Origin of the sequence: Chryseobacterium gilvum, assembly GCF_025628965.1 — a bacterium.
GTDB classification, from domain to species: Bacteria; Bacteroidota; Bacteroidia; order Flavobacteriales; family Weeksellaceae; genus Chryseobacterium; species Chryseobacterium gilvum.
This window is the reverse complement of sequence record NZ_JAOTEN010000001.1, coordinates 763,053-784,797: the sequence shown is the minus strand read 5'-3', so window position 1 is coordinate 784,797 and position 21,745 is coordinate 763,053. Positions and strand designations below refer to the sequence as shown.

General features: G+C 35.6%; 25 protein-coding genes. 15 read left to right on the top strand and 10 right to left on the bottom strand.

Annotated elements, in window-relative coordinates:
• Position 1: 1 nt before the first annotated feature.
• The gene (locus N0B16_RS03590; protein ID WP_262989356.1) at positions 2-988 is read right to left on the bottom strand and encodes an L-histidine N(alpha)-methyltransferase; all 987 of its coding nucleotides are present in this window, start codon (positions 986-988) and stop codon (positions 2-4) included.
• Positions 989-1,221: 233 nt separating this feature from the next.
• On the opposite strand from N0B16_RS03590, the gene N0B16_RS03585 reads away from it, so the two are divergent.
• Both N0B16_RS03585 and N0B16_RS03580 read left to right on the top strand, forming a co-directional pair.
• A complete protein-coding gene (locus tag N0B16_RS03585) occupies positions 1,222-2,229 on the top strand; it encodes an aldo/keto reductase (RefSeq protein ID WP_262989355.1) in 1,008 nt (335 codons plus the stop codon).
• A 10-nt stretch (positions 2,230-2,239) separates the two neighbouring features.
• Positions 2,240-3,145, top strand: coding sequence for a helix-turn-helix domain-containing protein (locus N0B16_RS03580; RefSeq protein WP_262989354.1), 906 nt, complete (start codon positions 2,240-2,242; stop codon positions 3,143-3,145).
• Positions 3,146-3,202: 57 nt separating this feature from the next.
• Here the strand turns inward: N0B16_RS03580 and N0B16_RS03575 are convergent, their stop codons facing one another.
• A complete protein-coding gene (locus tag N0B16_RS03575) occupies positions 3,203-3,469 on the bottom strand; it encodes a hypothetical protein (RefSeq protein WP_262989353.1) in 267 nt (88 codons plus the stop codon).
• Between the two features lie 176 nt (positions 3,470-3,645).
• On the opposite strand from N0B16_RS03575, the gene N0B16_RS03570 reads away from it, so the two are divergent.
• Both N0B16_RS03570 and N0B16_RS03565 read left to right on the top strand, forming a co-directional pair.
• Complete coding sequence (locus N0B16_RS03570) at positions 3,646-3,873, top strand: hypothetical protein (RefSeq protein WP_262989352.1); 228 nt, start codon at positions 3,646-3,648, stop codon at positions 3,871-3,873.
• A 92-nt stretch (positions 3,874-3,965) separates the two neighbouring features.
• On the top strand, positions 3,966-4,193 hold the full coding sequence (locus tag N0B16_RS03565; RefSeq protein ID WP_262989351.1) for a glutathione synthase: 228 nt from the start codon (positions 3,966-3,968) through the stop codon (positions 4,191-4,193).
• Positions 4,194-4,251: 58 nt separating this feature from the next.
• Here the strand turns inward: N0B16_RS03565 and N0B16_RS03560 are convergent, their stop codons facing one another.
• Positions 4,252-4,848: a Crp/Fnr family transcriptional regulator gene (locus N0B16_RS03560; protein ID WP_262989350.1), complete on the bottom strand. Its 597-nt coding sequence runs from the start codon at positions 4,846-4,848 to the stop codon at positions 4,252-4,254.
• A gap of 406 nt (positions 4,849-5,254) precedes the next feature.
• On the opposite strand from N0B16_RS03560, the gene N0B16_RS03555 reads away from it, so the two are divergent.
• The 3 genes from N0B16_RS03555 (at position 5,255) to N0B16_RS03545 (ending at position 8,201) form a co-directional block, all read left to right on the top strand.
• Entirely contained in the window at positions 5,255-5,851 is a 597-nt protein-coding gene (locus N0B16_RS03555) for a Crp/Fnr family transcriptional regulator (RefSeq protein ID WP_262989349.1), read from the top strand.
• Between the two features lie 161 nt (positions 5,852-6,012).
• Positions 6,013-7,533, top strand: a complete 1,521-nt coding sequence (locus N0B16_RS03550) for an FAD-dependent oxidoreductase (protein ID WP_262989348.1) — start codon at positions 6,013-6,015, stop codon at positions 7,531-7,533.
• Between the two features lie 89 nt (positions 7,534-7,622).
• Complete coding sequence (locus N0B16_RS03545; RefSeq protein ID WP_262989347.1) at positions 7,623-8,201, top strand: YciE/YciF ferroxidase family protein; 579 nt, start codon at positions 7,623-7,625, stop codon at positions 8,199-8,201.
• Between the two features lie 61 nt (positions 8,202-8,262).
• Here the strand turns inward: N0B16_RS03545 and N0B16_RS03540 are convergent, their stop codons facing one another.
• Entirely contained in the window at positions 8,263-9,135 is an 873-nt protein-coding gene (locus N0B16_RS03540) for a cyanophycinase (protein ID WP_262989346.1), read from the bottom strand.
• A gap of 275 nt (positions 9,136-9,410) precedes the next feature.
• On the opposite strand from N0B16_RS03540, the gene ccoG reads away from it, so the two are divergent.
• Positions 9,411-10,865 carry a cytochrome c oxidase accessory protein CcoG gene (ccoG, locus tag N0B16_RS03535; protein WP_262989345.1) on the top strand — a complete coding sequence of 485 codons (1,455 nt, stop codon included), beginning with the start codon at positions 9,411-9,413 and terminating at the stop codon, positions 10,863-10,865.
• 105 nt (positions 10,866-10,970) lie between these two features.
• Here ccoG and N0B16_RS03530 read toward each other — a convergent pair whose 3' ends face one another.
• Entirely contained in the window at positions 10,971-11,234 is a 264-nt protein-coding gene (locus N0B16_RS03530) for a hypothetical protein (protein ID WP_262989344.1), read from the bottom strand.
• A gap of 362 nt (positions 11,235-11,596) precedes the next feature.
• Here N0B16_RS03530 and N0B16_RS03525 point away from each other — a divergent pair, with 362 nt between their 5' ends.
• From N0B16_RS03525 to N0B16_RS03515, 3 genes are read left to right on the top strand one after another with little or no spacing between them, the layout of a single operon-like run.
• Positions 11,597-12,679, top strand: a complete 1,083-nt coding sequence (locus N0B16_RS03525; RefSeq protein WP_262989343.1) for a glycosyltransferase — start codon at positions 11,597-11,599, stop codon at positions 12,677-12,679.
• 4 nt (positions 12,680-12,683) lie between these two features.
• Positions 12,684-13,790 carry a UDP-galactopyranose mutase gene (gene glf / locus N0B16_RS03520; protein ID WP_262989342.1) on the top strand — a complete coding sequence of 369 codons (1,107 nt, stop codon included), beginning with the start codon at positions 12,684-12,686 and terminating at the stop codon, positions 13,788-13,790.
• The gene (locus tag N0B16_RS03515) at positions 13,780-14,973 is read left to right on the top strand and encodes a hypothetical protein (protein ID WP_262989341.1); all 1,194 of its coding nucleotides are present in this window, start codon (positions 13,780-13,782) and stop codon (positions 14,971-14,973) included. The genes glf and N0B16_RS03515 overlap by 11 nt, the downstream gene beginning before the upstream one ends.
• Positions 14,974-15,172: 199 nt before the next feature.
• On the opposite strand, the gene N0B16_RS03510 is transcribed toward N0B16_RS03515, so the two are convergent.
• The 5 genes from N0B16_RS03510 to N0B16_RS03490 form a co-directional block, all read right to left on the bottom strand.
• Entirely contained in the window at positions 15,173-15,784 is a 612-nt protein-coding gene (locus N0B16_RS03510; RefSeq protein ID WP_262989340.1) for a hypothetical protein, read from the bottom strand.
• A gap of 78 nt (positions 15,785-15,862) precedes the next feature.
• Positions 15,863-16,519 (bottom strand): DUF6766 family protein, encoded by a 657-nt coding sequence (locus N0B16_RS03505; protein WP_262989339.1) that lies wholly within the window; start codon positions 16,517-16,519, stop codon positions 15,863-15,865.
• Between the two features lie 199 nt (positions 16,520-16,718).
• Positions 16,719-17,468, bottom strand: a complete 750-nt coding sequence (locus tag N0B16_RS03500; protein WP_262989338.1) for an SDR family oxidoreductase — start codon at positions 17,466-17,468, stop codon at positions 16,719-16,721.
• A 49-nt stretch (positions 17,469-17,517) separates the two neighbouring features.
• A complete protein-coding gene (locus N0B16_RS03495) occupies positions 17,518-18,018 on the bottom strand; it encodes a CinA family protein (RefSeq protein WP_262989337.1) in 501 nt (166 codons plus the stop codon).
• Between the two features lie 130 nt (positions 18,019-18,148).
• Positions 18,149-18,790 (bottom strand): Crp/Fnr family transcriptional regulator, encoded by a 642-nt coding sequence (locus N0B16_RS03490; RefSeq protein ID WP_262989336.1) that lies wholly within the window; start codon positions 18,788-18,790, stop codon positions 18,149-18,151.
• A gap of 512 nt (positions 18,791-19,302) precedes the next feature.
• Between N0B16_RS03490 and N0B16_RS03485 the strand changes: the two genes are divergently transcribed.
• Genes N0B16_RS03485 through N0B16_RS03470 form a run of 4 tightly spaced genes read left to right on the top strand, consistent with a single transcriptional unit; the run spans position 19,303 to position 21,740 of the window.
• Positions 19,303-19,962 carry a TetR family transcriptional regulator C-terminal domain-containing protein gene (locus N0B16_RS03485; RefSeq protein WP_262989335.1) on the top strand — a complete coding sequence of 220 codons (660 nt, stop codon included), beginning with the start codon at positions 19,303-19,305 and terminating at the stop codon, positions 19,960-19,962.
• Complete coding sequence (locus N0B16_RS03480; protein ID WP_262989334.1) at positions 19,963-21,285, top strand: ABC1 kinase family protein; 1,323 nt, start codon at positions 19,963-19,965, stop codon at positions 21,283-21,285. It begins immediately after the preceding gene.
• On the top strand, positions 21,286-21,435 hold the full coding sequence (locus N0B16_RS03475; protein ID WP_262989333.1) for a DUF2256 domain-containing protein: 150 nt from the start codon (positions 21,286-21,288) through the stop codon (positions 21,433-21,435). It begins immediately after the preceding gene.
• A gap of 23 nt (positions 21,436-21,458) precedes the next feature.
• Positions 21,459-21,740 carry a TIGR03643 family protein gene (locus N0B16_RS03470; RefSeq protein ID WP_262989332.1) on the top strand — a complete coding sequence of 94 codons (282 nt, stop codon included), beginning with the start codon at positions 21,459-21,461 and terminating at the stop codon, positions 21,738-21,740.
• Positions 21,741-21,745: the final 5 nt, after the last annotated feature.

Genomic DNA, 21,745 nt, shown 5'->3' with positions numbered 1-21,745 from the left:
ATTATTTTACTTCTAAAACACTATCTACAAACCAGCCTTTAGAATCTTTGATTTCTCCTACAACCTTAAAACCTGATTTTTCAACCAGTTCTTTAATCATTTTATCTGAGAATTTCTGAGAAACTTCCATATCAATCAGTTCGTTTTCGGCAAAATAGATCTTATCATTCCCTATCATTACTTCCTGGCTTATAAGGCTTACCAGATAACTTCTGCAGGCTCCACTTACGGGATCGTAGGTTTGATAATGCTGGAAGTTTTGGATATTAAAATTAGCGCCAAGATCCCTGTTTATTCTGGTAAGCAGGTTAAGATTAAATGAGGCCGTGATTCCTGTTATGTCATTATAAGCATTTAAAATGGTGTGAGGATTTTTCATCAAATCAAAGCCAATCAAGACCATATCTCTTTTTGAAAGGTTGTTTTGTAGTGCTGCACAAAAACTTTCAGCTTCTTCCCAATTCATATTTCCGATATTTCCGCCTAAAAATAAAACTACTTTTCTCTTGGAAGACAGTGATGACGCCTTATCAAGCATTTCAAAGTATTCTCCTTCAAGGCATATAACTTCTAATTCCGGCAGTTTATTTTTTAATTTATCATTTAATACTGAAAGAATATTTCCTGAAATATCAATAGGCATATACGTAAAATCTGTGCCTTTTTCAACAAGATATTCTAATAAATAAGAAGATTTCATGGCATCACCCGCTCCCAGCTCAATAAGATCAAAAGATTCATCCGGAATTAAAAGATCAGAAAGTTCTTTGGTTTTATTCTTAAAAATATCAAGCTCACATTTGGTAAGATAATATTCCGGCATGGCCATAATTTCCTGAAATATACGGTCTCCTGCTTTATCGTAAAAGTATTTTGAAGATAATTTTTTGGGTGAATTTCTCAAACCATTCATCACATCTGAGCGAAAGTTTGCTAAACTCTGTTGATTAATTTCTGTGTGAGAATTGGTGTCTAACTGTACATTCATACTAATATTTTCTGTGGTTATGAGTTCTATACAACTATCTTGCCGCGACGGATCATGATGTGCACATCTGCAGTTTCAGCAAAATAAATATACACTTAATTTATAATTCACCGATTTTTTCTCCTGAAAATTTTTATGAAAAGTACGATCCGTGATTTACATACAACATTCGTCATTTTGCAAACATGACTTTCTGTATTTGTACAGAATATTGCAATATAAAAATCAACAATATGAATATGAATCAGGTAAAATTAGGAAATCAGGGTTTAACTGTACCCAATCTGGGTCTCGGCTGTATGGGAATGACCGGTTTTGACGATACAGATATCTACGGACGCGCAGACGAAAAAGAAGCCATTGCCACCATTCACCGTTCGCTGGAATTGGGTGGTAATTTTCTGGATACTGCTGATCTTTACGGCCCATTCAAAAATGAGCAGCTTATCGCAAAAGCTATGGAAACTAAAAGGGATGAATACATTATCGCCACAAAATTCGGGTGGGAAATTGATGACAATGATAAAGTAACATGGGCCATTAACGGAAGCAAAGATTATGTGAAAAAATCAGTGGAACGGTCTTTAAAAAATTTAAAAACAGATTACATTGATCTCTATTACATGCACCGTCTCGATAAAAATGTGCCGATTGAAGAAACTGTCGGCGCCATGAGCGATCTGGTAAAAGAAGGAAAAGTAAAATACATCGGCCTATCCGAAGTGTCTTCTGAAACCGTAAAAAGAGCGCATCAAGTGCATCACATAACGGCTGTACAAAGTGAATATTCATTGTTTGAGCGAACTGCCGAAGAACGTGGTGTGCTAAAAACCCTTCAGGAACTGGGAATTGGTTTTGTGGCGTATTCTCCTTTAGGACGCGGCTTTTTATCCGGGCAGATCCGTACCATGGATGACTTACCGGAAAATGATTTCAGAAGATCTATCCCTCGTTTTCAAAAACAGTATTTTCATAAAAATATAGAACTGGTACAAGCGATAGAAAAAATAGCGGAAGAAAAAGATATTACCTCTACCCAACTTGCTCTGGCGTGGATCATCAGCAAAGGAATCTTACCCATTCCCGGGACGAAGAGAATAAAATATCTTGAACAGAATATTGCGGCAGGTAAAATAAAGCTTAGCAACGATGATCTCATAAAACTGGAAAGTATTGTACCTTTGGGAACCGATACAGGTGCGCCTTACGACGAGTTCAGTATGGGCCTTTTAGATTATTAAACTTACAATTATGAACACCATACCGTCTATTTCTGCGTTTCACCGGTTGCTGTCATTGCCGGAACCTAAACATCCTCTGGTGAGCGTGATTAATCTATCTGAAAGTATTTTTCTGGATAATACAGTCTGGAAGGGTTTTACCAACAGATTTTATTGTATTGCCCTGAAAAGAAATGCCACCGGCAAAATAAAATACGGACAGCAGCATTATGATTACGACAAAGGTGTTCTAAGCTTTACAGCACCCAATCAGGTTCAGTATCTGGATGTACATAATATGGAATGCGGTGACGGTTATCTGCTGATTTTTCATGAAGATTTTCTGCTGAAACATCCTATGGCGGGGTTGATTTCTACGTTTGGATTTTTCTCATATTCGGTAAATGAAGCGCTGCATCTTTCTGAGGATGAAGAAAATAACCTTATCGAAATTTTATTTAAAATTGATAAAGAATGTCAACATATTGACCGGCATACCCAGGAAATCATTCTATCACAGATTGAGCTGCTGCTTAACTATTCTAACCGTTTTTATGAAAGGCAATTTTTTACCCGCAAAAATAACAACCATCAGTTGCTTACCCGGTTTGAGCATTTTCTGAATGAATATTTCAGGGATGAAAAATCTGCACGGGAAGGTCTTCTAACGGTTCATACCATTGCAGAAGCCATGAATCTTTCACCCAATTATCTGAGTGATCTTCTGAGAATTCATACCGGCCAAAATACACAGCAGCATATTCATGAGAAACTGATTGCAAAAGCTAAAGAAAAGTTATCATCGACACAGCTCTCGGTAAGTGAAATTGCATATACATTAGGATTTGAACACGCCCAGTCGTTCAGCACGCTTTTTAAGAAGAAAACGAAAATGGCACCGCTGGAATTCAGATCAAAATTCGGTCTGAACAATTAATAACCAATCCTTTCATTAGCAGAAAGGATTTTTAGTTTTAAACTAAGAATATTCGAATTAATGATGGGATAATGTTTTTTTAATATCCTCTAATGTAATATTGCCGTAATTGATATTGGTAATGACACTTCCCAGATAATTTTTCAGTATAATATTTGAGGTGCACTGATCTGAAAAGAAAGGGACAATAATTATTTTTTTTGAAACTATATTTTTTACGAACCTGAGATCGTTTTTAAGGTCAATTTTTATATTAAAATCATCTGCGACAATACATTGTAAATATCTTAGAATCGTTGATTTATAAAGAAATAAATTAAACATGATAAATTATATTAGACATTCAGCATTGAATGCTGTATAATTGATACTCATCTAAAAATATGCCACGATCCGGAGATAAATGACAATCATTTATTTTATTCTTATTAAAATTGATTTTCGATGAAAATGGCACAATTTATTCTATGACTGTAAGATAACCCAAAAATTATCTCATCATGACCTACAAAGAAGCATTACAGCATAAAAAAGAATCTTTAGACAACGCAGACGAATCAGTTCTCAGGCTATATCACGTCATTATTACCCCGACTGATACTGAGAAAAGTCATCAACACATTGAAGATTTTATAAAAGATCCTGAAAATTTTAGTGATGAAAGCTGTAAAAAATATTCATCTGAAGATGATTTTCAGGTAGTCAGTTTTAAAAAGGAAAATGAGTAAGCCACTACAGAATATTAATTCGGGCTATCAAAATTCTTTAATACTAAACTGAAATTTTATTAATACATTTATCCTATTAAATAATAAAAATTATGGCAGACAGAGCATTTACAAAAGCAGACTTTAAACAAGGGGAAAGCGGATATTTTGGAGTAGAATATAAAAAAAGCGATATCGGAGAAGGATCTAATCTACGGGTGGAAAGAAAAATGGAAAATGGTGACTATGAAACAGTACAGGCAGAAATCAAAAGATTTGAAGACGGCATTTTTATCTGTTGGAGCGAACCTTTTGACGGCAGGCTTATTTTTGAAATGTAATCAATCTTAAGACATAATGATGAAAAGGCCGATTTAGATAGTAAATCGGCCTTTTCATTTAAAAATAGATTTTGCGGTCTTTAATTTTAAGAATATTTTGTCGCTCAAGTGTTTTGATCGTGCGTATAGCGGTTTCTACACAAATTCCCGTGCATGAGGCAAGCTGTTGCCGTGTGAGCGGAACCAAAAAAGAATATGCCCTTTTTTCCTGCTGACTGTTTTTCAGATGAGACAAAAGTCCTAAAAGCCTGTCCGCCGGTTTGGGAGAAGAATTTCTGTGAAGGGTTGTATACTGATTGTGAAGATGGTAAGAAAGGCCTTTACACACATTAAAATACAATTGCGGAGATGCTTCAAGGAGCTTAAGAAAATTATTTTTATGAAGCCGGAGAATTGTACATTCTGTAAGTGCTTCAGCATCCATAGGATATAACTGTCCGGAAAAAATAAAAGATTCTGCAAAGCTTTCCCCATCGGAAACAATACTGAGTATAAATTCTTTGCCTTCCTCATTATAGGCATTTAGCTTTAATTGTCCCGTTATGATCTGATAATAAAAATGAGGAGAATCTCCTTCCTGGAATATATATTCCCCAGATTTATAGGTAATACACTCCGCTCCTGCGGAGTATAAATGGTTCTGTTGGATAACCATAATTTTGTTTTTTGGTTCTTTTTAAATGATATGCATTTTCTGAAAGAATGCATGTGTAACTTCTTACGATGTTTCATAAGAATTCTATTTCATTAACAGGTATTTGTTGAATAGCTGTTTTTTACTACATTCGTAGTGTTCCTGTGTACTAGCTAATTTTTTCTTAAGGATACTGAGTGTACATTCAGCAGTTTAGATTATTCAGAAAACCCATGAATAATAGAATTTAAGTGTAATACTTCATAATAATTAAATGTGATGGTATTCAAATATACAACAGTTCAAAAAAATCAGGGTATGATTTGAATCATAAATCATTGATAATCTATGTATTTAACATTATTTAAGAAAATTAAGAGATTTTAAAAAGTTTTTTTTTACACAAAATAATTTATACATTCGCAGTATGTTAATTGATATAGATTTATTGATTTCTTACGGTGCCGTTATAGATGAAACCCCATCTATCGAAACCATTTTTGAGGAAGGGGAAACCCCGAAATATTATTACCAGATTGTAGATGGCAGAGTAAAGCTCAATCATGTAGATGAAGACGGTAAAGAATTGATTCAAAGTATTTTAACTACAGGCCAAAGTGTTTGTGAGCTTTTACTGTTTATTGATGAGAAATATCCCGTAAACGCAGTAACCCTGTCTGAAACCAAACTTCTCAGGATTCCGAAAATTAATTTCTTCAGGCTCATTAATGAAAACCCCGATATTTCCCAGGATATCAATAAATTTTTATCTGAAAGGCTTTACCAGAAATTTATTATGATGCAGAATAATGCTTCACTCAATCCTGAAGTAAGGCTTACCGGAATTTTAAAATATTTCAAAAGTTTCAGCAATGATCAGTCTGCATTTTCTTTTGAGGTACTTCTCACCAGAAAACAACTGGCTTCTATCACAGGTTTACGTATAGAAACAGTAATCAGGACCATAAAAAAGATGGAAGCCCAAAATATTGTTGAAATAGAGAACCGTAAAATTTTCTACTGATTTAGCTTTTAGTTCCTATTTATTTTTTATAACTAATTTTTCGGAAATAAAAATATACCACAGCGTTCTGCTTATGGCAAGATTTGTGTAAGATTTTCAATCATAACATATTTTTTATATGTAAAATGAAATATTTCTTACTTTAATCTAAATCTAAAACTATGAGCAGAGACGGAATGACCAAAAGCTTCTGGGAAAATGAAACATCTAAAGAGATTATCAATACCGAAAATGTCGGAGATTACGATCATATTATCGTCGGAGCAGGAATCACAGGCGTTACGCTTGTAAAAGAGCTGCAAAACCGCGGTTATAAATGCCTTATCGTTGATAAAGAAAACCCCGGATTTTGCACTACAGGCGGGACAACCGCACATATTAATAACTTTTTCGATTCTTCGTACGATGAGATCATCAGTGATTTTGGAGAAGATGCCGCCAAGAATTTAGCACAGGCTGCAAAAGATACCCTGCAATATATCAAGAAAAACATACTGCAATATCATATCTCATGCGATTATGACGAATGCAGCTTTTATCTTTTCAGCGCAGAAGAAAAACAGAACAAAAAGCTGGATGATATTTTCGGAGCCCTAAAAAAAGTGAATATTGATACCATACAGACTTTCGAAATTCCGTTTACACTGCCATTCCAAAAAGCAATTGAAATTAAAGGACAGGCGCAGTTTCATCCGCTGCGCTATATCAACCGACTTTTAAAAGAATATCAAAAAAACAGCGGAGAAATCCTGACCGGTACTCTGGTAAAAGAATTTGAGAATAAGGATGGGAAAGTAACTATAAAAACGGATGACGGGAAAATAATTACCGGGAAAAATTTAATCTGGGCCACTCACATTCCGCCGGGAGCAAACCGTTTCAGCATTTTGGTAGCGCCTTACAGGTCCTATGCATTAACGGCAAAGCTAGACAATCCTGTTCATAAAATGGCGCAGACTGCAGATTTATACGATCCTTATCACTATATAAGATATCACAAATCAAACGGAGAATATTTTCTTATTGCCGGAGGTTTTGATCATAAAACCGGTGATGAAAAAGCAACAGATTCAGTTTTTGAAGATCTTGAAGAATATGTGAACACTCATTTTAAGTATAAGGAAATCGTTGCAAAGTGGTCATCCCAATATTATATTCCGGCGGATGGTTTACCGTATATCGGTAAAATGCCGGGAGAAGACAATATTTATATTTCCACAGGCTACAATGGTAACGGAATGACTTTCGGTTCGATGGCTTCTCTTATTATCCCGGATCTTATTGATGGTAAAGAGACTGAAATTTCAAAGCTTTTGTCCCCATCACGGATAAAACCTGCTGCAAGTGCAAAAAATGTAATTACCGAAGGTTTTAACGCATCTGTACATTTTGTAAAAGATAAATTTTCTTCAGAAAAAATTGAAGAGCTCAATACCATCAAAAACGGAGAAGGAAAAATCATTAAACATGACGGCAAAACATTTGCTGCGTATCGTGACCATACTTCTGAGCTTCATCTTTTGAATCCGGTGTGTCCGCACATGGGATGTAATGTAGTCTGGAATCCTGCAGAAGTCTCATGGGACTGCCCTTGTCACGGATCAAGATTTGACATTGACGGTACTCTTCTCAATGGCCCTGCTCTTTCTGATTTAAAGGAATTTGACAGCTCGGAACATTAATTCTTAATTAAATAAATCAATCGGTACCACAAAGGCAAACATTGGTCTTATACTTGTATTTTTGATACTCAAACCACAAAAATCATATTATGGAAGCTAAAACAAAAACTTCAAAACCAACTGATGTAAAAACAACCGGTGCAAAAACAACTACCAAAACGCCGGCTAAGAAAAACGCCGCGAAAGATCTGATGGATCTGTTTGAAGATTCTCTAAAAGATATTTATTGGGCAGAAAAAGCATTGTCAAAAGCATTGCCGAAAATGCAGAAAAATGCTACTGATGTAAAGCTGCAGTCGGCAATTGAAAATCATATTGTAGAAACAGAAGAACATATTGTAAGGCTGGAACAGTGTTTTGAAGCGTTAGGTAAAAAAGCACAGGCAAAAAAATGTGATGCTATGCAGGGATTGCTGGATGAAGGTAAAAGCATTATGGAAGAGACAGAGCCGGGTGCGGTGAGAGATTCAGGAATTGTTGCCGCGGCTCAAAAAGTAGAACATTACGAAATTGCTACTTACGGAACTCTTGCTGCCTTTGCCAAAGTTCTTCAACAAGAAGAATGTATGAATCTACTGCTCACTACGTTGAATGAAGAAAAAAATTGTAACGAACTGCTTACCAAACTTGCCGACACGAATATCAATTCGCAGGCTGTTGAAGCATAATGTACTTAAAAAAAAGATCTGATTGATTATCAGATCTTTTTTTTTCAATTATTTAAAAACTTTATTTTACTTCTTCATTACGTTTCTTGTTTTTGTTATTCTTGTTTGTCATTTTTATTGTTCTGTTTTCCAAATCAATAATGCATCCATCTGTTAAGATATGCACTTTCAGATTTTCGGCAAAAACAGGCTCCCCTTTTTCAACATTTTTTACATTGGTTTTTCCTAAATCTTCCGCACTGATTACCGTTGCCATTCCGGAACCTATACAAGTTGCCAAAGATCCGTTTTTCACCAGTAAAGCAGTGTCTTCTCCCAATCCCAGTCCCCAAACTTCCTGATTGAGAATAACAGCATGGGCAAGCCTCCCGAATCTTCCACGATGTACAAAATGAGTATCTACAATGCATTTGGAAATCAATCCAAATCCTTTTTTCAGTTCAATATCATATCCTACCATTGCTTCAGCATTCAATGCTTCGCTGATCATAATCTCTGGAATGCACATCGCTCCTGCACTTGTTCCTGCAATGGTGAAATCTTCGTCATGAAGATATTTATTTTTTAACACATCAATAAAAGATCTGTTAACAGAATTATACAGTCTTTCCTGGTCACCACCCGAAAAAAATACAGTTTTTGCATTTTTAATTCTTTCAATATCATCCTCCTGTGAAGGATTTTCTTTAGTAAAATGGATAAACCCGAAATTTTTGTACCCGATTTCGTTAAAAGTATTACGATAATCTTCCTCTAAACTTTCCGGTTCAGCGCTCGCAGAGGTGATCACTTCAATACGGTCTTTTTTATCCTTCACTAGGTCTTTTAAAATTTCATTAGAAGAAAAATCATGATTTACCGTTTGCATTTCAGACTTATTTTCAGCCTTATCTTCTTTACCGCCAATAATAATTAAACTGCCTTTTGGAATCATAGAATTACATTTGATTTACATTCTTTTTTCAAAAATAATCAATATTCAGTGATTAAAATATGGTTTGAATCACATTTGTAAATTTATTCTCAGAAGCCTGCTGATCGACATTTACGTGAAAAACATTTTTTTTGATAATTAAATTTTTCCTGGTTATTTGGCTTCATAATTGTAGCTTCTTATTGTAAACTGCAGTATCCGATTCTGCATTACTATTGAAAATCACAATACTTTGATATGCAAAAGTATTATACAACCCAGCAAAAATAATAAATATGGAAACCACAGAAGAACCGGAATTTCGCGGCGGTCAGGGTCAGGTTTTGGATCCGGAAACGTACCGGGATTCGATTGGGACGATGGAGCAGTCCGGGAAGAGGAAATGGGTGTTTCCCAGAAAACCGAAAGGGAAATACACCAATTACCGGAATATTGTAGCCTATACCCTCTTAATTTTTTATTTTGCGCTCCCTTTTTTGACCTTTAACGGAAATCCCATGCTTTTGCTGAACGTTATCGACCGGCAGTTTTTCCTGTTCGGGCAGCCGTTTTATCCGCAGGATTTCTTTATCCTTACTCTGGGAGCCATCGTTTCACTCATCTGCATCATTATTTTCACCATCGCTTTCGGGAGGATCTTCTGTGGATGGATCTGTCCGCAGACCATATTCCTGGAAAACGTATTCCGGAAAATTGAATACGCCATCGAAGGAGACCGCAATAAACAAATGAAGCTTGACCGGCAGGAATGGAACACCGAGAAAATCTGGAAAAGAAGCCTCAAATGGTCCATCTACGTGATCCTTTCTTTAATCATCACCCATTTTATGTTTATGTATATTGTGGGCTACAAAGAAGTGTTCAGGATTGTTCTGGAAGGGCCTTTTGCGCATCCTACCAATTTTATCGTCATGATCCTTCTTGCCGCGGCGTTTTATTTCGTATTCGCCTGGTTCCGGGAGCAGGTCTGTACCCTGGTTTGTCCGTATGGAAGATTGCAGGGGGTTTTGATCGACAAGGAAACCATCAATGTTTTTTATGATTTTAAAAGAGGCGAAAACCGATCGAAATGGAGAAAAGGCGAAGACCGGAAAGCCGCCGGAAAAGGCGACTGTATCGACTGTTACCAATGTGTGGTGGTTTGCCCCACAGGAATCGATATCCGGGACGGGCAACAACTGGAGTGCGTCAACTGCACCGCCTGTATTGATGCCTGTGATGAAGTCATGGTAAAAGTAGGGCTTCCGAAAGGGCTCATCCGATATGCTTCTGAAAATGAAATAGAAAACCAGGTTCCGACGAGATTCACCACCCGGATGAAAAGCTTTCTTGTTGTGCTCGTTGCGCTTCAGCTATTTTTAGGATATCTTTTGTACAGCCGCGGCGAGATGGAAGCCAAATTTATAAAACCTGCGGGAAGCACGTTTTTCCTGAGAGAAAATAAAATTACCAATACCTACAACTACACGTTTTTAAATAAAAGCAACGAAAAGAAAATCGTAACGGTAAAAGTAATAGAGCCTTCTCACGGGGAAATCAGCTACAGCGGATCAAGTAAAATCATCGTAGAACGCGATAAAATTACCAAAGGGACCCTCAACATCAGCTTCCCGGAAAGTGAAATGAAATTATCGAAACAGAATATCACCATCGGCGTATACGACACCAAAGGAAATCTCATCGACTCCTATAAAACCTATTTTGAAGGACCGTTTAAACTGCAATTTTAATTCGTTACTACAAAGTAAAATACAAAAAAAAAGAGTTTAAAAGACAATAAGAATATTCTTATTATCTTTTAAACTCTTTTACGTTAATGAGCAATTAATTATTGGTTATTGCAAATCAAAATAAGAGCTGTACTTACTTTGCTGAATTTTTTGCAAAAACTGATCATAATCAGGATATTTAAGGCCTGTTGCTACATCAATGCAAAATTTTCCGGGTTCTGGCTTTTGCTTAAATCTGATGTAATCAAAACTTTGATTATCCACTTCATTAAGAAAATGCTTAACCTCCTGAACAATCCCTCTCCCTTTCTTGTCATAGTTTGATTTGGCTGACGGAAGATCGTTTAAAATAAATTTTATACGTTCCATATTATTATTGATTGGTGTTTTGCTAAAGTACATATAATCAATAATTTAAATTATGATTCAAATCATAAATAATTTATTTGATTATATCGGATAATAAAACAGCAATAATTACGCCAATTGTTGATTTTCTCTACTATATGGTTTAATATAAGCGGATAATTTGTCATAATATATCTATTACTTATTGATCACTTTATGCGCTTGATCATATTTATATCTTTATTTATATGCTATTTTTGATCTTAAGTCAAATAAGTATTGAACATGATCATCTTTATTTCAATAATTTATAAACTTTACTGAGAATAAGACCTCAGATTTTCACCATCACATTTAATCGAAATTAATAGAAAAAAATTACTATGCAGTATTTATTATGTTTCAGTCATTTGCCCTGGAATTTTGTGTATCAGCGACCTCAGCATTTATTAAGCAGGTTCGGCAAAAGATATGAAATCTTTTATTTTGAAGAACCACGCGAAGGAGAAGCCGATCAGTATGAAATCATTTCTCAGGATGGGATTTCTCTCGTTCATATTACTTTAAGCCATCAGCAGGAAAACCGAAACGCAAGACTTCAAAAAATCATTGATGAAATTTTAAAAAGCAACAACATTGAGAACTATTTGTGTTGGTATTATACTCCTATGGCGCTGGAATATACTTCACAGCTTTCGCCGGAATATACCATCTACGATTCTATGGATGAGTTATCTGCATTTCGTTTTGCGCCGCCACAATTATTAGATCTCGAAAACGATCTTTTTAAAAAAGCGGATATTGTTTTCACGGGAGGCCACACTTTATATCAGGCAAAAAAGAACCGTCACCACAACATTCACCCCTTTCCCAGCAGCATAGACAAGAGCCATTTTATGGCGGCAAGAAAGATTACCACAGATCCTGAAGACCAGAAGGATATTCCCTTCCCGAGATTCGGCTTTTATGGAGTAATCGATGAAAGATTTGATATAGAACTGCTCCGAGAAGTGGCTATCAAAAAACCAGAGTGGCAATTTATAATGATCGGGCCTGTTGTTAAAATCAATCCGGCCGATCTTCCTGCTTCAGATAACATTCATTATCTGGGTCCGAAGAGCTATTCAGATCTGCCAAAATACATCAGTCACTGGGATATTGCACTTGTGCTCTTTGCCCTGAATGAATCTACAGAGTTTATCAGTCCTACGAAAACCCCGGAATATCTCGCAGCCGGACTGCCTGTAATTTCTACCCCCATTAAAGATGTCGTAAACCCTTACGGTGTTTCAAACCTGGTGCATATTGCGGATAATGCAGATACATTTATAAAGCTTGCAGAGCAGGAGCTCTCCACAAATTGCCGGAAAGACTGGCTTTCAAAAGTAGATCGTTTTCTTGAGAATGATTCCTGGGACAATACTTTTGAAAAGATGAATACCCTTATCAATAATCTTAAAAACTAAATCTATGTATGACTTTTTAATTGTTGGCTGCGGTTTCGCAGGATCTGTATTGGCGGAAAGACTTGCCAGCGCAGGAAAAAAAATTCTTATCGTAGATAAAAGAGATCATATTGCAGGAAATGCTTATGACTATTATAATGAAGACGGTATTTTGGTTCATAAATACGGGCCGCATATTTTTCACACCAATTCTGAAGAGGTTTTTAAATATCTCAGCAGATTTACCGATTGGCGCCCCTATGAACACAGGGTTTTAGGAAGTGCAGACGGACAGCTGGTTCCGATTCCTATTAATCTGACCACCATTAATAAACTCTACGGGAAAAATTTAACTTCCGATGAGGTGAAAGATTTTCTTGCCTCTAAAGCTGAAGTGAGAAATCCTGTGCTTACTTCTGAAGATGTAGTGCTGAATACGGTCGGAAAAGAGTTGTATGAAAAATTTTTCCGCGGATATACTAAAAAGCAATGGGATCTTGACCCTTCTGAGCTTGATGCATCAGTGACTTCTCGGGTACCAACCAGAACGAATACTGATGACCGTTATTTTACCGATACTTTTCAGGCGATGCCAAAGCATGGCTACACCGAAATGTTCAGAAAGATGCTTTCGCACAAAAACATCAGTATTATGCTGAATACCGATTACAGAGATATCATAGAAATTATTCCGCATCAGAATCTGATTTACACCGGGCCAATCGATTCCTATTTTGATTTTTGTTTTGGAAAATTGCCGTACCGTTCGATCAATTTTAAATTTGAAACTTTAAATCAAGAAGTATATCAATGCACAGGAACTATTAATTATCCTACTTCAAACCTGTATACCCGAATTACAGAATTTAAATACCTTACAGGACAGGCCCATCAGAAAACAACGATCGTTTACGAATATCCCACCGCAGAAGGAGATCCATACTATCCTATTCCCCGAAGAGAAAATCAGGAAATCTACAATCTGTATAAAAAATTAGCAGATCAAACTCCCAATGTTTATTTTACCGGAAGACTCGGAACCTATAAATATTATAATATGGATCAGGTTGTGGCACAGTCGCTTACTTTATTTAAAAAAATCACAATGCAGGCAATGAGCGATGTACAGTAATGATTATCATCCGTTAAACAGCAATCCTTTCAGCTCTTTTCTGATGGGTGGTTTTGAATGTGCAGATCATCAGAATGCTTTTGGGGAACGCATTGATCTTATAGCCTTAACCGGACATGACAGAATGCTTGAAGGCGATTATGAAATGCTCGCCGATATCCAGATTAAAACGGTGCGTGAAGGAATACGGTGGAGTTTTGTGGAAAAAGTACCTTATCAATATAATTGGAAGCATGTTGAAGAGATGATTCTTGCCGCTCAGAAAACAGGGATTCATATTATCTGGGATATTTGCCACTTTGGCTTTCCGGATGACCTTACGCCTTTGCATCCTATGTTCCCGCGCAGATTTGCGCATCTTTGTGCCGCTTTTGTCAAACTGTACAGATCATTAATTCCGAACGGAGATCTTATTATCACTCCGATTAATGAAGTAAGTTTTTTATCTTGGCTTGGAGGCGATGCACGGGGAACGGTTCCGTATTGTGTAAATCAGGGATGGGAAGTAAAATACTGCATGATGAAAGCCTATATCGAAGGAGTAGAAATGATGAAGGAACTTGATCCTACGGTAAGAATTATGGTGACAGAACCTCTGATTAACATCACTTCGAATTTTTATTCTGATGATCTTACAAAACTCGATGCCCTTGCGAAACATCATGAACAATTTCAGGTTGCAGATATTCTAAGTGGAAGAATGTGTCCCGAATTACGTGGAAAGGAAGAATATCTGGATATGGTGGGAGTTAATTTTTATTACAGCAATCAGTGGATATATCCTTCCCATGAGCATATTCCGTGGCGTGAAGAACCGCCGCACCTTTTATGGCGGCCTTTACACTCGTTGATTGAGGAAGTATTTCTAAGATATGGAAGGCCTATCGTTATTTCAGAAACGAGCCATCCCGGTGAAGACCGATCAAAATGGCTTGAAATGATAGGAAACGAATGTGCAGAGATTTTAAAAAACGGTTTGCCAGTATGGGGTTGCTGCATTTATCCTATTATTGACCGGCCAGATTGGGATTTTCCTGAACAATGGCATCACAGCGGTTTATGGGATATCTTTGATTTACAGACTCTTGAACGGGAAATTCATATGGAAAGTCTGCAAACATTAATTGATATAAATGAGAAATTATATATCAATAAAAAAGACCATACAATACTGTCACTCTAAAAACAGAAAATAATTTACATAAATATTATATTTTTTTAAAAAGAACTTTTGAAATCAAATAATTTTACTTACTTTTGCAGAACATTATCGTTCAAACGGTAATAATTTTTTTTCATCATTTGTGTTTTTAGCCTTCTTAATTGAAGGCTTTTTTTATTTTATTGATTATGAGTACTTTATAATTAAATAATCTCAACATTTAATCATATTTTAGTAATCCGTCACATAGCAACTGCCATTGATTTTTTGACATTTTTAGGATTGCACGTGAACCAATTAAAATTTGTTTTACCTTTTTAGCAAAAGAAGTATTAAAATTGGGTGTTTCGTTCCTGCCATGTACTGATGTCCTTATTGTATTTTTTTCTTTATCAATGATAAATGTTGTAGAAGCCAGAGCAGAGAAAAAGTGCTCAATCTCAGCATTTCTTGCATTTTGCGGATGTTTGGATGGTCTGCATTCAATCAGAACTTTTTGATATTTTTCAGTATTAACTTCTATTACATCCGTTATTATTACCCAATGGTATTCATCTTCCTTTTCGGCATATGAAGGTGAAAGATTAATTCTAATATAATTCCCGATTTTTGGAGATGATTCAATAATTTCAGCGTTTTGATTGCACAGCTTAAACTCGGCTGAGCCATCACCGGCATAATATTGCCACTGATTGACAGCTAATAATCTTCTTTTTACAATTTTAAATTTTTCATCTGTTTCCTGAGGTGACTGCAGTTGCAGTATACTTTCGGTATCATGGAAGCCTCCCCTCTTCTGCCTGGGAACTCCGGAAATTTCTTTCGCTTTCATAGTAATTGTTGTGATTCTTGGTGTGATGATTTTGCCTTTGCGGCTCTCTGAATGTTTCAGAATTTTGGTATAGTTTTATTATGGGGTTTCGTTATGAGGCATATCTACAGGTTTAGATTCCGGTGAACCTTTTTCGCGGAGCCAGATTGATAATAATACAATTGATGCAACAGCAAGAAATTCACTTTGCCAGTTCTGAAGAGATTCAAACCAGAATCTTGAATTTGTAAAATATTCCTGAGCTGTAGAAACAGAAAGTTTCTTCGCCATCTGTTCGGTGTTATATTCTTTAAGGCTGCCATAAAAATGCAGTATGAAACTGATCAGAAAAAGAATTCCAAAAGCCAATGAAAGAGAATGCTGATAGATCTTAAGCCATATTCCCCCTTTCCGAACCGGCCATGGCGCATTTTTGTGAGGAACAGGATCTTTATCTACCTCTTCTTCACCGTCCAAAGATTTTGATTCGCTGGAGCCTTTTTGTCTGAGTTTAACGGTGAGAATAATGTACAGCATCATCTGCAGAAATTCACTTTCCCAGTTTTCAAATGTGGCCTGAATAAAATGACCGCTGTGAAAATATTCACCCACCGTTAATGCGGTCTGCCCTTCTTCTGCCAGTTCTTTATTTTCGGTACTCATTCCTGTGAAAAATTGACCTGTAAGACAGGCAGCCATTAAAAGCAATACAACAATGCTGAGACTGTTTCGGTAAAAAAAACTCTTTTTTGACATGTATAATTTTAGATTATATTAAATCATAATGATTTATAATTACAATATTGATAAAAAAAAGTGAGAAAAACTATAATCGACTGATGATTTTTAGATTAATTAAAAAATAATTAATGAATTATGACTTAATAGTAGGATCCATTTGCCTTTGTTTTTAAGAAATGTATCACTTAATAAACCTTTTAAAATAAATAAAAATCTATCCATTAACAATAATTCCCCCATTTGGATGCAATACCTGACCCGTCATCTGCGCAGCAGCATCACTTGCAAGAAACAAAAAACTGGTAGCAATTTCCTCTGTGGAAGCATTTCTTTCAAAAGGTGGTTTGCTGAGATCTTCTTCTTCTTCCCCAAAAGTTTTCTCTGTAAGCGGAGTGGCTACAGGTCCCGGTGCAACAGCATTTACTCGAATTCCTTTTGGCTTTGACTGCAGTGCGAGAGACCGGGTAAAAGAAACGATAGCGCCTTTGGTCGCCGCATAATCAATAAGTTCTTCATGCCCTTGATATGCTACTGCAGAAGTAGTATTAATAATAGAGCTCCCTTTTTTTAGATAAGGAAATACGGCTTTGGTAAGTAAAATCATTCCTATGATATTAGAATCAAAAGTAAGCCTGATGTTATCTTCTTCCATATTTTCTATATTATCACATGGAAATTGAGTACCGGCATTATTGATCAATATATCTATCGTACCAAATTCTTTTACAACATTTAAAACGGTATGCTCACAAAATTCACTGTCGGCAAGATTTCCGGAAAAAATTATCGCCTTCCTTCCCATTGCTACAATTTCTTTCTGTACTTTTCTTGCATCATCATCGTCATTATGATAAACAATAGCAATGTCTGCACCCTCTTTTGCAAAAAGTAAAGCTACCGCTTTTCCTATACCGCTGTTTGCGCCTGTGATGAGGACAGATTTTCCTTGTAATAATACATTCATAAATTTTTGATTAGATTGGTGAAAAAATGTACCGGAAATTCTTCAAAATTTATTCCGAAGATAACAACCGGTCTATTTCTCCCTGATAACATCCTAAGATAAACTCACTGTAATACATTTGTGCATTAACAGCTTTCGTCCTGGGATGCAGAGACATTTTTTTTGAAAAGATGATTTCATTTTTGTAACTGAAAGCGAAGTAGGCAAAAATCTGATAATCAGATTCTTCAACTGGCGTTGCATATCCTGTAACTCCTATTGACCAGTCGGTTTTAAATAATCGGGCTATATTCAGAGCAAGATCTTCTGCAATTTCCATTGAGACGCAATTGCATCGTTCCGCTTTTTCCTGATCGATACGTAAAAGATTTACTTTCTCATCCAGTGTATAGACAGTAATTCCGCCTTTGAAAAATTGAGAAGCATCTTTCATCTGTGAAAAAGAAAACTGCAGGAAACCTGATGTTACACTTTCTGCCATAGACACGGTTTCACCCGCATTGATTAATGATTCGCTTATAAACTTCAGCACATTTTCTTGAAACTCCATATTCAGTTTGATTTAAATAAGCATTGATAATGCTTCCCTAATTTATTTTAAAAAACATAAAGATCATATGCGTATAATCATATTAAGTAAGTAGCATACTGATTAATTTTTATATCACGCAAACGATTTCTTAATAAAAGATCTTCCGATTTTGTATTTTAACAATGTTTTCTTTTTCCATTTTTTTAACAGCACGGATAACGGTTTCTATTCTTAACCCTGTGAGCGATGCCATCTGTTGCCGTGTAAAAGGAATCTGGTAAGAATAGGGTTGTTCAGTATCATAGTACTGTTTCAGGCAATCCATAAGGCCTCTCAGTTTACTGACAGGATTGGCTTCAGACAGGCTGTTGAGCATTTTATACCGATAGTACATCCGGTCTGCTGTAAAGGAATACAAATCATACAGTAATTTCGGATGATGATCTATCATCTCATAAAATTTATTTTTATCCAGCTTTAAAATCCTGCAATCTTCCATTGTGACCGCATTTAGCGGATAATATTTTTCTGAAAAAAGAAAGGTTTCGCCTATGCAGTGTCCTGCAGAAGGAAGGCTGTGAATAAATTCTTTACCATCTTCATGATAATTGTTAAGTTTTACCCTGCCTTTTTTAATCTGAAAATAGTTTTTGGGGGGGCTGTTTTCTTCAAATAAAAATTCATCTGCATAATAATCAATTTCGTCCGCTCCATATTGTAACAGTAAATCTTCATTAATAACCATAAAATAAAAAGCAGTTTGTCTTGATAAGTTTTCTGAAAAAAGCAATATGAAAATTGTGGGCCATAATAGCTGTGAATTATAAAATCCAAATTTACAGAATCACCAACGGTTTTAGTATGATTTGAATCATAGAAAAAAGCCGTCATCCATCATCATTGCTCATTTTTAAAGAATTCTGTAAGAATCAGGAAAAAATATTTTTTATGAATAAATGCAGTAAAATATACTTTTTTGCAATATGATTATGAGCATAAAATGTCTCTGCATAATGTAATATTTTTGTGAATCGTTTAATACGATTTTTCATCATTTTGTGTTTTATAGCCTTCTCTTCATGAAGGCTATTTTGCTTTAATAGGATTTACATATATTCGTCCCCTCTTCAAATTCTCATCTAGAGCCATATCAATAAATTTAGTCCAAAATCATTAAATGATACTTGTAATTAGGATATCAGATTATTCATATTATAAATCAGAGCTATAAAAAAATAATGTATTTATAATTATTAATTGGTAAATTTAATTACTAATTTTACATGCAAATAAATCGTAATAATGGAAAAAGAAAACTTCATCACAGAAGAAAAGATATTTGAACTGTATGGTGACTACATTCTGAATCATGGGGAGAGACCAAAAAATGTCTATCGTTTTACAAAAGATAATGAGTTTGAAGAAAGAGATTTTTATCATTATTTCTCAAGTTTTGAACAGATAGAAAAACAGATGCTTGACAGCCTTTTCAGAAAATCTGTCGAGCTCGCTGCTGAAATCAACAATACCGAAGATATAACGCCCAAAGAGAAACTTCTGAATGTTTATTTTATATTTTTTGAAAATCTTACCATGAACAGATCGTTGGTCCTAATGATATTGGGAAATGATAAAATACATTCTGCAAAAATTTCGGCACCGCTTAAAGAAACGTATAAAAATTATATCAGAACGCTAGATTTTAAGGATTGGGAAATTATTAATAAAGCTAAAACCGATATAAGAAATTTTCACGAAAAATCAAGGGAAGAAATTTTTTGGGCACATCTGGTTTCCTCCATAGAGTTTTGGAAGAAAGATACTTCACCTTCTTTTGAAAAAACAGATATCTTTATTGAAAAAACACTCGATACCGGTTTTGAGCTGATGGATAATGAGCCTTTGAGAAAAATGGCAGATCTCGGAAAATTTTTATGGAAAGAAAAATTCAGAAAAAGCTAAATGAAAACATTAGATAAGATACCGACAGGAAAGTTGGAAAGAACAGGAAGCCTTCTGAAAGCGGGAGCAAAAGTAGGTGTCAATTACATCAAATATTACGGTAACAAAATTACAAAAGATAAAAATGAAGATGATGCAAGAAAAACTTTGAATGAAGATAACGCAGCCGACATTTATGATTCCCTTAAGGAGCTGAAAGGTTCTGCCCTTAAAGTGGCGCAAATGCTGAGCATGGAAAAAAATATTCTTCCGCAGGCGTATGTCGAGAAATTTTCACTGTCGCAGTTTTCTGTACCTCCTCTATCAGGAGCATTGGTGAAAAAAACATTCAGAAAATATTTTGGAAAAAATCCTGAAGAAATTTTTGACGCATTTTCAGCAGAATCTGTAAATGCAGCGAGCATCGGGCAGGTTCATAAAGCCAAAAAAGAGGGAAAAAACCTTGCGGTAAAAATTCAGTATCCCGGTGTAAGAGAAAGCATTTCCAGTGATTTGAAACTGGTAAAACCCATTGCCATGAAGATGTTTAATATCAGAAAAGAAGGCTCAGAATCGTATTTTCAGGAAGTTGAAAACAAACTATTTGAAGAAACAGATTATAATCTGGAACTGCAGAGAAGCCAGCATTTTTCAAAAGAATGCAAACATCTTCCCAATATTCTTTTCCCGGAATATTATCCTGAATTTTCCTGTGAAAAGATTATCACGATGGATTGGATGTCCGGAAAACATTTCTCGGAATTTATTCAGCAAAAAAATTCTCAGGAACAGCTCAACAAAATAGGACAAACGCTTTGGGACTTTTATATGTACCAGATGCATATCCTGAAACAGGTACATGCAGATCCGCATCCGGGAAATTTCTTAGTATCAGAAAATCTCAATTTACTTGCTATCGATTTTGGATGTATTAAAGAAATTCCTGCCGATTTTTATATCCCTTATTTTGAGCTGGCAAAAAAAGAAAACCTAAATAATCCTGAAATTTTCAAAGAAAAGCTCTATCAGCTGGAAATTCTTCGTGATGATGATTCTCCTAAAGAGAGTGCATTTTTTACCCAGCTTTTTTATGAGTTGCTGGAATTATTTACAAGGCCTTTCAACAGTGAAAAATTTGATTTTTCGGACGAAGGATTTTTTCAGGAAATCGCAGATCTCGGGCAACGATATGCAAAACTGAGTGATATGAAAGGAATGAACGCAAACCGCGGTTCTAAACATTTTATATACCTGAACCGCACTTTTTTTGGTCTGTACAATATGATGCATGATTTAAAGTCTAAAGACACCATTATTAATAATTATAAAAACTTTATCCTGTAAATGCCTTCAGAATTGCCTTCAAAAATCTGTGAAGTCTGTAAACTTCCCTTCAACTGGCGAAAAAAATGGAGAAAAAACTGGAACGAAGTAAGATACTGCAGTGAAAAGTGCCGTAGAAATAAGAAAACGGAATCATCTGATAAACATTAGTACAATGCCTAACCAATAAAATCATGTCTAAAAAATTTGATCTCGCACAAACAGACCGGATTATAGAAATGGCTTGGGAAGACCGTACTCCTTTCGAAGCTATTGAATTTCAGTTTGGCATTAAGGAATCTGAAGTCATTGAAATTATGCGTGCAGAACTTAAATCTTCAACATTCCGGCTTTGGAGAAAAAGGGTCAATTCCGGGGTTAGCCAGAAACATCTCAAAAAAAGAAATCCTGAGATCGACAGGTTTAAATGTACAAGACAGAAAACGATAAGCCTTAATAAAATTTCAAAAAGATAAATGAT